We start from the raw sequence: 13778 nt of genomic DNA, 5'->3' as shown, positions 1-13778 counted from the left end.
ACTTTGAAAGTTAAGTTACTAATGGTCGGTCGGGCGAAACTAGATTTTTCGCCATCGAATCACCAACTGTTAGTCATGTTAAATATTGAATTGGAAACGATGCAAAAGGATTTAGGCGCATACAGAAAATCATATGAAAAGGAGGCCTTAACGGAACATACGGCTCCCGAGGATCCTATGGTCTTGTTTCAAGAATGGTTCCGACAAACGGAAGAGGCCAAAGGCGTGGAAGAGCCGAACGCCATGACGTTGAGCACCTTGGGAAGCGACGGTTTTCCAAAGAGTAGGATCGTCCTATTAAAAGCGTTTTCCGACGAAGGATTTGTTTTTTATACCAATTACTCCAGTGAAAAAGGCATGGCCATTGCCAACGAACCAAAAGTATGTCTTTCCTTCTTTTGGCCGAATTTGGAACGCCAGGTCATTATTAAGGGAACGGCGGAGAAGGTTGCGGACACACAGTCCGACAGTTATTTTAAATCACGACCCAAAGGAAGCCAATTGGGTGCACTCGTATCCGATCAGAGTACGGTCATTCCGTCTCGGGAATACCTTGAAAACGAATTGGAAGCCTTGGAAAAGACCCATTTGGACGGCCCTGTGGAAAGACCTGATTTCTGGGGAGGGTACGTGGTAAAGCCCGTTTCCATGGAGTTCTGGCAGGGAAGACCCAACAGGTTACACGATCGGTTACGGTTCCGAACGGGAGCGCTTGGTAAATGGCAACGCGAGCGACTGGCTCCGTAGCCTTTAGCGGTATCACATAAATTACGGCAGGTCATATCCGCTTATAGCCATTGTACGTCGACCGTGCCGATGAGGTTCAAAATAGTTAAAGGAAGGTAGTCTATGAAACAGCTGATTTTGGTACGCCATGGAAAATCCTCTTGGGAGTACGGCGTGAGCGATAGGGATCGCCCGCTATCCGAAAGGGGAATCAACGATGCGTTATTGGTGTCCCAACATTTCGCCAACAAGGGCGAACCAATGGATGGCATATGTTCCAGTCCGGCCAACCGCGCCTTGCACACCTGTATGGTCTTTATGCGACAGCTGTCGTACGATTTTCGATTGTTGACCATTTCGGAACAGCTTTACGACTTTTCCGGCGAGTCCGTTCTACAACAACTGCGACAACTACCGGAGTCTCAAAAGACGGTACTCTTTTTTGGCCATAACCATGCCTTTACCCATATTGCGAACGCCTTGGGGAGTACCTATATCGACAATGTGCCGACCAGTGGTCTGGTGCAACTGAAATTTGATATCGACAGTTGGTCCGCTGTCGAAAAGGGAACTACGGTTCAAACAATTTTTCCAAAGCATATTCGATAATGATCAAAACAAAAAACCAATACATCAATCGCGAGATCAGCTGGCTTCGTTTTAACGAAAGGGTTTTGCAGGAAAGTGCCGATAAAAATGTACCCCTGATCGAAAGACTTCGTTTTTTAGGGATTTTTTCAAACAATCTCGACGAATTTTTTAAAGTACGCTATGCTACCGTAAAACGAATAGTCGAAGCCGGAAAAAGTGGGAAAAGTGCCCTGGGGGGCGAAACGGCCAAAGATCTTTTGGCGGAAATTACCCAAACCTGTATCGGGCAACAGACCAAGAGTCTTAAAATATTAGGGGATATCGAAAAGGAATTGGAGGCCCAAGATATTTTCATCCTGCGGGAAACGGAACTTTCGCAGCCGCAGGCCACTTTTGTAAAGGACTACTTTATACAAAATGTAAGTCCACAGTTAATGACCATCATCTTGAACGATTTGGCCGAGTTCCCGATCCTCAAGGATACGGCGGCCTATTTGGCAATTAAAATGCTGCTGCGTACCGGAAAGGAAGCCGTAGAAAAAAAGTACGCCCTCATAGAAATTCCAAAAGGGATCGATCGTTTTGTGGTGCTCCCCAAAGAGGGTGATAAAAACTACATTATCATCTTGGACGATTTGATCCGCTATTGTTTGGACAGCATTTTCACTATGTTCGACTATACATCCATATCGGCCCATATGATCAAAATTACGAGGGATGCGGAACTCGATATGGACAACGACTTGAGCAAGAGCTTTATCGAGAAGATTTCGGCAAGTGTCGCCGATCGTAAAATAGGCGATCCGGTGCGTTTTGTTTACGATAAGGGCATCGAAAAGGACACCCTTTCCTTTTTAAAGGAAAAGATGAACATAGAGGATACCGATAGTGTGATTCCCGGTGGGCGTTACCACAATCGACGTGACTATATGGGATTTCCAAGTTTGGGAAGGACCGACCTGTTATACCAGAAAATTACGGCCCTTCCTGTAAAAGGGTTGTCGCTAGAGGGGAGTATTTTTGAGCAGATCGCGAAAAAGGATTACCTACAGTACACTCCGTACCATACTTTCTCCTACATCATTAAATTTTTAAGGGAGGCGGCCATAGATCCTACGGTAAAAAATATCAAGATTACGGTGTACCGTTTGGCGAACAACTCCCAAGTAGCGGCATCGTTGATCAACGCGGTAAAAAACGGCAAACAGGTGACCGTCCAAATAGAATTACAGGCACGTTTTGACGAGGAGGCCAACATACAATACGCCGAACAGTTGCAGGACGAAGGGGTAAAACTGATCTTTGGTGTTCCCGGACTGAAAGTACACAGTAAAATATGCGTCATCGAAAGGGAAGAGGGCAATGCCCTAAAACGATATGGCTTTATCAGTACCGGTAATTTTAACGAGTCTACTGCAAGAATTTATACCGATTATACCCTTTTTACGGCACATGATGCCATTTTAAAAGAACTGAACAAGGTGTTCGACTTTTTCGAAACGACTTATAAGATCCACAAATACAAACATTTGGTGGTCTCGCCCCATTATACCCAACGGGTTTTTGAAAAGCTGATCGATAACGAAATCTCCAATGCCATTGTAGGTAAGGAAGCGTATATAAAAATAAAAATGAACAGTTTTACCTCCTACAAGATGATCGATAAGCTGTATGAGGCCAGTAGGGCAGGGGTAAAGGTGAAGTTGATCGTTAGGGGTATCTGTTGTTTGGTACCCGGAGTAAAGGGCATGAGCGACAATATAGAGGCCATTAGCGTAGTGGACAAGTTTTTGGAACACTCCCGTCTGTTCATCTTTGGCAATGGTGGCAACCCAAAAATCTATATCTCCTCCGCCGATTGGATGACCAGGAACATCGACTACAGGGTAGAGGTGGGCTGCCCGATATATGATGAGGATGTAAAACGGGAACTGCTCGATACTTTCGATATCTCATGGAACGATAATGTGAAAGCTCGAATATTCAATGAGGCCCAGGACAACGCATACAAAAAGAATGGCGGTAAAAAGCTTCGTTCCCAATTCATAAAATATGAATACTACCGGGATCAGCTGAAATCCTGATGCTTGAATTTGTAAAGGCAGCGTATTTGGTGCGGAGGAGTACGCTTATCCGTGAATGGTCTCTTTTTTGCCCAAGTCTTTCATGATATCCGCTTCGTAGCGTAGCAAATCGTCCCATTTTTGGTCGACCGTTTCGCGGTCGCCATACTGTCTTGCAAATTTTAGGAACATGGTATAATGTCCTGCCTCGCTGACCATAAGTTTATGATAGAATTCGGCGAGGTCCTTATCGGCCAATTGTTCCGATAGCAGGCGAAACCGTTCACAGCTGCGCGCTTCTATCATGGCTGCATATAAAAGCCGGTGCACCAATTGATCGGTACGGCTCCCCCCTTTTGGGAAAAACTTCATAAGCGCGATAACGTACTCATCCTTTCTATAACGGCCCAAAACGGTACCCCGGGCCAAAATACGGTCGTGCACCATTTTAAAATGGCCCATCTCTTCCCTTGAAAGTGCTACCATTTCCGTTACCAGTTCAGGGTATTCGGGAAAATTGACAATGAGTGAAATTGCCGTACTGGCCGCTTTTTGTTCGCAATAGGCGTGGTCCGTTAAAATCTCGTCGATGTTTTTTTCCACTAAATCTACCCATCTGGGGTCGGTCGGTAATTTTAAGCCTAGCATTGGATTTCTTTTTTTGTAAAATTAGGAAGAATATGGGAAAGTTACCGCTTGAAAATATGGCATTCCAAGCCTAAAATCGCTTATTTATAAGTAGCTTTGCAGCAGTTGAGCAAACGGGTAAAAAACGTAAGGTACCGTATAACGTATGCAATTCACCGACATTTCCCAAAATCTTTCTACCCTGTTGACGCGTAGCTTGAAGCCCGATACGTTCGAATGGCTTCAACAACGCATAGCATCGGTAGTGGACCATGCCGCTACAAAGGATCTTTATTTAGGGTACAGCCTTGTGGCAAGCAAGGTAGTTTCCGATAAGGAGGCGGAAATCGATTTTCCGCGAAACCCATTAGGTACCTATTTGAAAGCACAGGGGGCAACACCTTTACAACTGGCACGAATGTATCTTTTGATTGGTGTTTTGGAAGGGAACACTCCTTTTTTTGCCCCTAAAATAGCGCAGATCATTCAGGTGGCCGATACGGGGGAACTCATCACATTTTTAAAGTTCTTGATATTGTTGCCCGAACCGGAAACCTACAGGTCTGCTGCGGTTGAAGCGTTACGGACCAATATTGCACCGGTTTTTGATGCTATTAGCGCTCACAATCCCTATCCTTCCCAATATTTTAACGACCAGGAATGGAATCAAATGTATTTGAAGGCGGCGTTTATGGAACGGGACCTTTCGGTCATATCGGACGTTAAGGAACGGGCAAATGGTGAACTGGCGCGTATTATTTCCGATTATGCGCACGAGCGTTGGGCGGCATCACGAAAAGTCGATCCATTGTTTTGGAAACCGGTCGGTAACTTTCTGGACGACCGCTTGCTGGAAGATATGAAAAGACTGCTCAACAGCCCCGATACCAAGGAACAATTGGCGGGAGCGCTCTGTTGTATGGAATCTTCGGAAAAAGCCGCTGCAATATTGTTACAACAATACCCTAAAATACAACAGCAAGTAGCAAACGATGCTGTTAGCTGGGATACACTAAACGTTTACGAATGAATACGAACTTACGATTTATAGATCCGCACGTACACATGACGTCGCGCACGACCGACGACTATGAGGCCATGGCCAGGGCCGGAGTGGTCGCAATTATTGAACCTTCGTTCTGGTTGGGCCAACCGAGAACACAGGTAGGCTCTTTTCAGGATTATTTCAGCAGTTTGGTCGGTTGGGAACCGTTTAGGGCCAGTCAGTTTGGTATCAAACATTATTGCACGATCGGGCTAAACTCAAAAGAGGCGAACAATGAGGCCTTGGCGGAACAAGTGATCGAGTTACTACCGTTATATGTACACAAGGAAAATGTAGTGGCCATCGGGGAAATCGGATATGACGATCAGACCCCGGCGGAGGATAAGTATTTTCGAATGCAGCTGGAGTTGGCCAAGGAACTGAACATGGTAGTACAAGTACATACGCCGCACCGCGATAAGAAGGCCGGTACCATACGGAGTATGGAAGTATGTTTGGAACATGGCATCGACCCGGGAATGGTGGTCATCGATCATAATAATGAAGAAACCGTACAGGCCGTATTGGATCGCGGGTTTATCGCCGCCTTTACGATTTATCCCAAAACTAAAATGGGCAACGAACGCATGGTAGAAGTAGTGCGAACCTATGGAAGCGATAACATTATTGTGGATAGTTCCGCCGATTGGGGCGTAAGCGATCCGCTGGCAGTGCCAAAAACGGCCGGACTCATGCTCCAAAAAGGAATTTCCAAGGAAGATGTGGTCAAGACCTGCTACCAAAACGCTTTGGATATTTTTGGTAAAAACGGAAAAATGAAAGCATCCGATTGGTTGCGTCCCGAAGGTGTGGACCAAACGCAGCTGTTCAATGACAATAGCGTACTGCGGGGGCAAAAACCCAAAACAGGTTCCGACAAGATCGTTTAAATGAATGCAGTCCTAAAAGGATATTTTCGCTTGGCGCGACCGGCAAACCTGCCTACGGCCGCGGCCGATATTTTTGCGGGAATGGCGTTGGCCGGAATGTTTTCAGCAGATACGTTACCCTCCCATTTGCTGTTTCCCGGAAGTTGCCTGGTGCTGGCTTCCATACTTTTATATGCTGGCGGTGTAGTCCTCAACGACGTTTTCGACCATCGGTTGGACGCTGTGGAGCGGCCCGAAAGACCGATACCCAGTGGATTGGTTTCGCTGCGTTCGGCAAGTAGCTTTGGGGCCATATTGCTCATTTTAGGAATCGGCTGTGCATTTTTGGTACATAGTATCAGTGGCTTTATCGCTTTAGCGCTGGCATTTTCCATAGTGCTATATGACGGGGTGGCAAAAAAGCACGCTTTTTTAGGCCCTTTGAATATGGGCTTTTGCAGAAGCCTAAATCTGGTGTTGGGAATGTCCCTATTGGGAAACATCCCCGATTTGTATTGGTTGGCGGGTATTCCCCTGATCTACATCTTTGCCATTACCCTCATCAGTAGGGGCGAAGTACATGGGAACAATAAAAAGCATTTACTATGGGCCGCAACGTTATATGGGATCGTTGTTTTGGGCGTTGTGGGAGGTATATTTTTGGTCTCGGGAAAAGTGTATCCAGTGGTCCTGTTTTTGGTTATGCTTGCCGTGTTGGTCTATAGGCCTTTGGTTGCGGCCTATCGGGAAAATACGCCCACAAACATAAAAAAAGCGGTCATTTCGGGCGTATTATCGTTAATTGTACTCGATGCCGCTTTTGCCGTGGGGTTTGCCCCTTGGTGGTATGGATTGCTTATTTTACTTTTATGGCCCCTGTCCGTAGGCTTGTCTAAACTTTTTGCGGTCACTTAAGTTTGCAGTATGCAGTTGAAACCAATAGCACAGTCGTTTGCCGTAGAATACCGATATACGCTGTACTTCACCGAACAGTTGTTTTCCAAGGACAACCCGTTGTTCCATGAAGTGCTGGCCCGTTATAAAAAAGACACCCAAAACCGCTTGTTGTTCGTTATCGACGAAGCGGTGGTGGCACGCCATCCGGACCTTATCGTTTCTATTCGGGAGTATTGCAGTTTTTTTGAAAAGACACTGTTGCTTACCGAGGTGCTGACCTTACCGGGAGGGGAGACGAGTAAAAATGACACCGCCCATCTCAATGCAGTGCTAACGGCCATCAACGATGCCCATATCGACCGCCATTCCTTTGTGGTCTGTATCGGTGGCGGGGCATTGGTGGATATGGTGGGGTATGCCGCTACCATTGCCCATAGGGGAGTGAAGTGCATACGCATACCGACCACGGTACTCGCACAAAACGACGCGGCCGTAGGGGTGAAGAACGGCATCAACAGTTTTCAAAAAAAGAATTTTTTGGGCACGTTCGCCCTGCCGTACGCCATTATAAACGACAGTCATTTTTTGACGACCTTGGAACAACGCGATTGGATCGCCGGTGTTTCGGAGGCGGTGAAGGTAGCCTTGATCAAAGACCGTAGTTTTTTTGAGTTCATCGAAGAGAAGGCCGATGCCTTACGGGAACGCAATATGGAAACCATGCAGTTGCTGATCCATAGATGTGCCGAAATGCACATGCAGCATATTGCACAAGGAGGAGATCCTTTTGAGAGCGGTTCGTCCCGGCCATTGGATTTTGGGCATTGGGCCGCACACAAAATGGAGCAAATGACCCAATACCGGTTACGGCATGGGGAAGCAGTGGCAAAGGGCATCGCTTTGGACGTTACCTATGCCCATTTGACCGGTTTATTGACCGAACCGCTGTTACAGCGCATACTCGGCGTGTTGGAGCGCATCGGTTTCGATTTGACTATCCCCGTTTCGGATGCTGCGGAAATACAAACCTTGTTAAAGGGCATTCAGGAGTTTCGGGAGCATTTGGGCGGTACACTTTGTATCACTTTGATTACAGGGATAGGAATAAAACACGATGTCGATCGTATCGATATGGCCCAAATGGAACGGGCGGTCACCTTTTTGAACAGCAGGTACCCATGAAAATAAACGATACCTTTCACGTCAGTTACTGCACCAATATCCACCCGGGTACCGATTGGGAAACTACCTTCAACAGTTTAAAGGAGTTTGCCCCAAAAATAAAGGAACAGGTATCGCCAGACCATCCTTTTGGGTTGGGATTGCGGTTATCGAACAAAGCAAGCGAGGAACTTACCGAAACCCGAATGGCACAGTTTAAAAAATGGCTGGATGCCAATGGGCTGTACGTATTTACCATGAACGGGTTTCCATATGGTAATTTTCATGGAGAACGGGTAAAGGATACCGTACACGCCCCGGATTGGACAACGCCGGAGCGCCTTGCCTATACAAAACGGCTTTTTGAACAGCTTTCGGTATTGCTTCCTAGCGGAATGTCCGGAGGTATTTCTACCTCCCCGATAAGCTACAAGCACTGGTTTTCAACTACCGAAGCTACCGAAAGGGCATTTGAGAGCGGGGCCGGGCATCTGGCGCAAATTGTACTGCAACTGCTGGACATTGAAACGCAAAAACAACAGTACCTGCATTTGGATATCGAACCGGAACCCGATGGCCTCTTGGAGAACAGTGGGGAAGTGGTGCATTTTTATAATACCTATCTTTTACCGATCGCCGCTGAGGTACTCAAAACCGAACGGGGCATTCCCGAGGATGCCGCGCATAAACTGATCAAAAGATACATCACGCTCTGTTATGATATCTGTCATTTTTCCTTGGCTTTTGAAGAACCGGAGTACACCTTTCAAAAGATGAAAGATCAAGGCATCGCCATTGGTAAAATTCAGGTGAGTGCCGCATTAAAGATCTTGTACGACGCACAAAACGAGGACGCCATTTGGGAGGGGTTGGCGCGATTTGATGAACCCACCTATCTGCATCAGGTGACCGAAAAAGTAGGGGATACGGTAACGACCTATAACGACCTGCCGATGGTACTTCAAGAAAAAAAGGCTTTTACCGAATTGCGGGCCCATTTTCATGTGCCTATTTTTTTGGAACGTTTTGATGCATTGCATTCCACTCAAGATCATATTTTAAAAGTACTTGCGTATGTAAGGGAGCATCCCGTTTCCGAACATTTGGAGGTTGAGACCTATACCTGGGAGGTACTACCGAAAGCATTAAAACGGGAACTATCGGCATCCATAGTACGAGAAATCGATTGGTTAAAAGAAAGACTATAGCACGCCATGAAAAAAACGGTCGTAATCAATGTGGTCGGGTTGACGAAACGGTTAATAGGGGAACATACCCGGCATATCGCCGCCTTTTTGAAAAAGGGTACCGCTGCCTACATTAAACCCGTGTTTCCAGCCGTCACTTGTTCGGCACAAGCAACCTACCTGACGGGCAAGTACCCGACAGAGCATGGTATTGTCGGCAATGGCTGGTATTTTAAGGACGAGTGCGAAGTCAAGTTTTGGCGGCAGTCGAACAAATTGATCCAGCGCGAAAAAATCTGGGAAAAAATGAAGCGTGTCGACCCCGATTTTACCTGTGCCAACCTGTTTTGGTGGTATAACATGTATGCCACCACGGACTATAATGTAACCCCACGCCCCAACTATTTGGCCGATGGGCGGAAAATTCCGGATGTGTATTCCCATCCCGCCGAGTTACGGGATACCCTTCAAAAAGAACTGGGAACCTTTCCCCTTTTTAATTTCTGGGGCCCCAAGACCAGTATCCGTAGTAGTCAGTGGATCGCGGATGCGACCATACGAACGGACGAATTGCACGACCCTACCCTTACCCTGGTCTATTTGCCGCACCTGGACTATAACCTGCAGCGGCACGGGTTGGATTTTAGCATCATTTCAAAAGATTTACGGGAAATAGATGCTGTTGTACAACAGCTTATCGAACATTACCGGAAAAAGGACGCCAACATCGTTTTATTGAGCGAATACGGAATCGTAAATGTGGACACCCCCATTCATTTGAATCGCGCTTTAAGAAAAGAAGGGTTGTTGGGCATCCGACGGGAGCGGGGTTTGGAGCTTTTGGATGCCGGTGCCAGCAAAGCGTTTGCTGTGGCGGACCATCAAATTGCCCATATTTATATAAACGATGTTTCGGTAAAGGAACAGGTAAAGCAGTTGCTTAAAAATGTAGCGGGGGTAGCGTCCGTTTGGGACGATGCCGAACTACGGGAAGCTGGGCTGTTGCACGACCGTTGTGGGGATCTGATGGTATTGGCCAAGGAGAACGCTTGGTTTACCTATTATTTTTGGCTCGATGACGCAAAGGCCCCGGATTATGCCCGTATGGTCGACATTCATAAAAAACCGGGTTATGATCCCCTAGAAATGATGACAGATCCTTCCGATCCTTTGGTGATGCCAAAGGTGATTGGGAAGCTCATTCGTAAAAAAATGGGTTTTAGAACGGTTATGGATATCATTCCTTTGGATGCTACATTGATCAAAGGGTCCCATGGAACGGAGCCAAAGGACAAGGCGGACTACCCCATACTCATTTCCGATGGTAATCTTGGGAATACCGGCGATACTATAGCGCCCACGGAAGTATTTCGTATTTTAGAACAACAATTAACCGAAACCGCTACTACATGAAAATCTTGTTCAAGGCAATCGGCTTTATTTTTGCGCTGTTATTTTTTGTTGCCGCGGGACTGCAATTTAACGATCCCGATTCCCTCATTTGGATCATTATATGGGCATTGGCGGGGATGCTCGCATTGGGTTTTGCCGTAGACAAGGTGCCGTCAGCGCTTTTGTGGATTACGGGAGTAGTGGCTTTGGGCGGTTTTTTATATTGCTATCCCGAGCAGTTCGAGGGATTCGAGATCGGGGAAGGAAACATCAAAAATGTAGAGGAGGGCAGGGAAGCCTTTGGATTGTTGATTATCGCACTAATACTGTTGTTGTTTGCCGCCCGCAAACAATTTTCAAAATCATAGGTCCAGATCGAACTCTTGTCGCAATAGGTCTATAGCGGGGTTTTTGGCCCGAAGCTTTTCATATTTTTCTTCCGGCGTAAACGCAAATTTCTTGGCTGTTTCCTCGTTTACCGTAATCTTTAGGGTGATAAAGTGGTTGTTGAGTTTGCTGCGCAAGTACACCATAAGGTCATATTGCTCCCGCTCCACTTCCTTTTTCATGGTTCCGTTGGGCAATTCGATCCAAAGCGTGTGGTTCTCCAACAGTTTGGGAACATCGGTAGCCAGGTTCGATGCTAGAATTTTTTGCCCTTTTTTGTCTATCTGCTGCACAAATTCGTTCCAGTGGCCGCGCATCGTTTCCTCTGTAAACGGGTCTTTTGGCAGGTCTTTTTCATCTACTACCTGTTCCTTTTTTGTACGCTCATGCTCTTTTTTGGCCTTTAAGCTGGAAAGGGAAAGCCCGGAAACCCTTTTTGGAGCTATGGGAATAGCATCTTTTTTTTCCGTGGGTAGTACGTCTACTTCGGCCGTAGCGGCACTGTTTGTTTTTGCTGGATTTGTTGTGTTCTCGGCTACGGGAACAGGGGCTTCCATGGTGGGCGCCGTATCAAGTTGTACGTTACCGTTTTCTTCCAGTGTTGCCGGCGCGATCTCGTCGGTCGGTACGGGCTGGTTATCCGTTTCGTTCCAAGTCGGGGTTTCCTCTTGAAGCGATGGTGAGGCTAAAGCTATGGTGGGTGTTATAGGGGCGACCGTTTGGGGCGTTATTTCGGCACTGACCGGTTGTACCGGTTCGGAAACGGTTTCTGGAGCGGGAATCGTATCCGGTTTGGGCGCTGTTAAGGGAGCGGCAACGTTCTCCGCGCTAGCTGTTGCCATCTCGGTTTCAGGTGCGGGCAACTGTTCTTGGTGAACATTTTCCGAGCCGGTATCGGGTTGCGGTACTTGGGAGATTTCGGTAGCGACTGCCGTTTTAGGGCTTCTGTCCTTGAAAAAAGAGGCCGGAGCGATAAAATCGACCGTTTTATTGGCCAGGGCTATCGACTCAGGATTTTTTTTTTCTCCGTTATAGGTAATGGAGGCCAACTTCATCAAGGTCAGTTCTACCAGCAACCGTTGATTTTTACTGGATTTGTACTGCAGGTCGCAGGTATTCGCCAAATCCAGCGCTTTTAATAAAAAGGATTGATTGACCTGGCCGGCCTGTTGCATGTACTTTTGCTGCGCCACGTCGCCTACTTCCAAAAGGGAAATGGTGCCCGGGTGTTGGCAGACCATAAGGTCTCGAAAGTGCGAGGCCAGTCCACTAATAAAATGGTGCCCATCAAACCCAAGCGAAAGCGTTTTGTTGAACAATAAAAGCACTGAAGGGATATCGTTTTGCAACAAAAAGTCCGTAGCCGAAAAATAGGTGTCGTAATCCAGTACGTTCAAATTTTCGGTCACCGCTTTTCGGGTGAGTTGTTTGCCCGAAAAACTGACCACTCGATCAAAAATAGAAAGTGCGTCCCGCATGGCACCGTCCGCTTTTTGGGCAATAATATGGAGCGCGTCCTCTTCGGCGGTTATTCCTTGGTTCTCGGCAATATACTTTAGATAATTGGCCGCATCCTTTACCGTAATTCTCTTAAAATCGAAAATTTGACATCGGGATAGGATGGTAGGGATAATTTTGTGTTTTTCGGTCGTCGCCAATATGAACACCGCATGTTTGGGGGGCTCTTCCAAGGTCTTTAGAAAGGCGTTGAACGCCGATTGGGAGAGCATGTGTACTTCATCGATAATGTACACCTTGTATTTGCCCACTTGGGGCGGAATGCGTACCTGATCGATCAGACTGCGGATATCGTCCACCGAGTTATTGGATGCGGCATCGAGTTCGAACACATTAAAGGCAAAATCCTCATCGGGCCTTTCGGTACCGTCCGAATTGATTTTTTTGGCCAAAATACGGGCACAGGTCGTTTTACCGACACCCCGGGGACCGCAAAAGAGCAATGCCTGTGCCAAATGATTATTGTCAATGGCATTGGTCAGGGTATTGGTAATGGATTGTTGCCCAACAACATCTTTAAACGTTTGGGGCCGATACTTGCGGGCTGATACGATAAATGGTTCCAAAAAGGGACGGTATTTAGTTCTTGAAAACGAGTGTAACAAAGATAAAAATTGCCCTTTATTAAACGGAAAAACCGAAATGAAGTTACCCCTATTTATCAACAAGGGGCGAATCGTTTTGGTATCGATGGGGCGTTAAGGTATCTTTTTGTACAGTGGTTTCCCTCAACAGCGCTAAAATCGTGCGTGACACCAAATGGGGTGTTCCCAACGGTATATAATGACCACTTTTATCGGTCCAGATCATTCGTCGTATTGTAGCCAATAGCGGTACCATACTTTACGGTTATCGACCAAGCTATTTGAATGGTTATTAGAGCGGTCACCTTTCAATTGACTGCGCCATACATGATGCTGTTGCTTCTTCCAAAATGTCCGTGAGGGAATTTAAGCTGGTTTTTGGACAATCTATTTCAGGGTTAAACTATACCATTTTAACTTTGAAATAGCACTAACAAATCGTTTCTTTTTCAGCTGTTCTTCGTTAAAAAATATAACCGTAGCTAAGGCTATGCTTAGATCCCCTGTCAAGCCGGGGACAGGCTTTTTGCCTCGAACAACTAAAAAATAATTCAATTTCTATACGCGCGATTTCAAAGTTAAAATGGTATTAGTATAACGAACACCGCTCCTTCATCCATGTTTCGGTACAAATATCAAATGCAACTCGGTTGTATCATTTTTTCTTTTTGCGTAATTTGTATGCTTATACTATCCGTTTGTTATAAACTCATTTAGACTTTTTGAATTTA

12 protein-coding genes are annotated in these 13778 nt (G+C 46.4%); 10 read left to right on the top strand and 2 right to left on the bottom strand.

Annotated features, from left to right (window positions below; genetic code table 11):
- The first annotated feature begins 99 nt into the window (after window positions 1-99).
- From pdxH to ppk1, 3 genes are all read left to right on the top strand, one after another.
- Complete coding sequence (pdxH, locus tag ACRD7P_RS01335; RefSeq protein WP_430905664.1) at window positions 100-747, top strand: pyridoxamine 5'-phosphate oxidase; 648 nt, start codon at window positions 100-102, stop codon at window positions 745-747.
- Between the two features lie 102 nt (window positions 748-849).
- Window positions 850-1335 carry a SixA phosphatase family protein gene (locus tag ACRD7P_RS01330; protein ID WP_430905663.1) on the top strand — a complete coding sequence of 162 codons (486 nt, stop codon included), beginning with the start codon at window positions 850-852 and terminating at the stop codon, window positions 1333-1335.
- Window positions 1335-3401, top strand: a complete 2067-nt coding sequence (gene ppk1 / locus ACRD7P_RS01325; RefSeq protein ID WP_430905662.1) for a polyphosphate kinase 1 — start codon at window positions 1335-1337, stop codon at window positions 3399-3401. The genes ACRD7P_RS01330 and ppk1 overlap by 1 nt, the downstream gene beginning before the upstream one ends.
- A gap of 45 nt (window positions 3402-3446) precedes the next feature.
- On the opposite strand, the gene ACRD7P_RS01320 is transcribed toward ppk1, so the two are convergent.
- Window positions 3447-4028, bottom strand: a complete 582-nt coding sequence (locus ACRD7P_RS01320) for a tRNA-(ms[2]io[6]A)-hydroxylase (protein WP_430905661.1) — start codon at window positions 4026-4028, stop codon at window positions 3447-3449.
- Window positions 4029-4173: 145 nt separating this feature from the next.
- Between ACRD7P_RS01320 and ACRD7P_RS01315 the strand changes: the two genes are divergently transcribed.
- The 7 genes from ACRD7P_RS01315 to ACRD7P_RS01285 are packed head-to-tail and all read left to right on the top strand — an operon-like array spanning window position 4174 to window position 10926.
- A complete protein-coding gene (locus tag ACRD7P_RS01315) occupies window positions 4174-5037 on the top strand; it encodes an EboA domain-containing protein (RefSeq protein ID WP_430905660.1) in 864 nt (287 codons plus the stop codon).
- Window positions 5034-5942 carry a TatD family hydrolase gene (locus ACRD7P_RS01310; RefSeq protein WP_430905659.1) on the top strand — a complete coding sequence of 303 codons (909 nt, stop codon included), beginning with the start codon at window positions 5034-5036 and terminating at the stop codon, window positions 5940-5942. The genes ACRD7P_RS01315 and ACRD7P_RS01310 overlap by 4 nt, the downstream gene beginning before the upstream one ends.
- Window positions 5943-6836: a UbiA-like protein EboC gene (gene eboC, locus ACRD7P_RS01305; RefSeq protein WP_430905658.1), complete on the top strand. Its 894-nt coding sequence runs from the start codon at window positions 5943-5945 to the stop codon at window positions 6834-6836.
- A 9-nt stretch (window positions 6837-6845) separates the two neighbouring features.
- A complete protein-coding gene (locus ACRD7P_RS01300) occupies window positions 6846-8000 on the top strand; it encodes a 3-dehydroquinate synthase (protein WP_430905657.1) in 1155 nt (384 codons plus the stop codon).
- The gene (gene eboE / locus ACRD7P_RS01295; RefSeq protein ID WP_430905656.1) at window positions 7997-9187 is read left to right on the top strand and encodes a metabolite traffic protein EboE; all 1191 of its coding nucleotides are present in this window, start codon (window positions 7997-7999) and stop codon (window positions 9185-9187) included. The genes ACRD7P_RS01300 and eboE overlap by 4 nt, the downstream gene beginning before the upstream one ends.
- 6 nt (window positions 9188-9193) lie before the next feature.
- A complete protein-coding gene (locus ACRD7P_RS01290; RefSeq protein ID WP_430905655.1) occupies window positions 9194-10579 on the top strand; it encodes an alkaline phosphatase family protein in 1386 nt (461 codons plus the stop codon).
- A complete protein-coding gene (locus tag ACRD7P_RS01285; protein ID WP_430905654.1) occupies window positions 10576-10926 on the top strand; it encodes a transmembrane 220 family protein in 351 nt (116 codons plus the stop codon). Before ACRD7P_RS01290 ends, ACRD7P_RS01285 begins: the two co-directional genes overlap by 4 nt.
- Here ACRD7P_RS01285 and dnaX read toward each other — a convergent pair.
- Complete coding sequence (gene dnaX, locus ACRD7P_RS01280; protein WP_430905653.1) at window positions 10921-13029, bottom strand: DNA polymerase III subunit gamma/tau; 2109 nt, start codon at window positions 13027-13029, stop codon at window positions 10921-10923. The genes ACRD7P_RS01285 and dnaX overlap by 6 nt on opposite strands.
- Between the last annotated feature and the right edge of the window lie 749 nt (window positions 13030-13778).

Origin of the sequence: Maribacter sp. 2-571, from assembly GCF_050589625.1 — a bacterium.
Classification (GTDB): Bacteria; Bacteroidota; Bacteroidia; order Flavobacteriales; family Flavobacteriaceae; genus Pelagihabitans.
This window is presented reverse-complemented; position numbering and strand designations above follow the sequence as displayed.

What these genes read in the sequence shown, in the direction of transcription:
- pdxH (WP_430905664.1), top strand. Translation starts at nt 100, where the DNA reads ATGCAAAAGGATTTAGGCGCATACAGAAAATCATATGAAAAGGAGGCC.
- ACRD7P_RS01330 (WP_430905663.1), top strand. Translation starts at nt 850, where the DNA reads ATGAAACAGCTGATTTTGGTACGCCATGGAAAATCCTCTTGGGAGTAC.
- ppk1 (WP_430905662.1), top strand. Translation starts at nt 1,335, where the DNA reads ATGATCAAAACAAAAAACCAATACATCAATCGCGAGATCAGCTGGCTT.
- ACRD7P_RS01320 (WP_430905661.1), bottom strand. Translation starts at nt 4,028, where the DNA reads ATGCTAGGCTTAAAATTACCGACCGACCCCAGATGGGTAGATTTAGTG.
- ACRD7P_RS01315 (WP_430905660.1), top strand. Translation starts at nt 4,174, where the DNA reads ATGCAATTCACCGACATTTCCCAAAATCTTTCTACCCTGTTGACGCGT.
- ACRD7P_RS01310 (WP_430905659.1), top strand. Translation starts at nt 5,034, where the DNA reads ATGAATACGAACTTACGATTTATAGATCCGCACGTACACATGACGTCG.
- eboC (WP_430905658.1), top strand. Translation starts at nt 5,943, where the DNA reads ATGAATGCAGTCCTAAAAGGATATTTTCGCTTGGCGCGACCGGCAAAC.
- ACRD7P_RS01300 (WP_430905657.1), top strand. Translation starts at nt 6,846, where the DNA reads ATGCAGTTGAAACCAATAGCACAGTCGTTTGCCGTAGAATACCGATAT.
- eboE (WP_430905656.1), top strand. Translation starts at nt 7,997, where the DNA reads ATGAAAATAAACGATACCTTTCACGTCAGTTACTGCACCAATATCCAC.
- ACRD7P_RS01290 (WP_430905655.1), top strand. Translation starts at nt 9,194, where the DNA reads ATGAAAAAAACGGTCGTAATCAATGTGGTCGGGTTGACGAAACGGTTA.
- ACRD7P_RS01285 (WP_430905654.1), top strand. Translation starts at nt 10,576, where the DNA reads ATGAAAATCTTGTTCAAGGCAATCGGCTTTATTTTTGCGCTGTTATTT.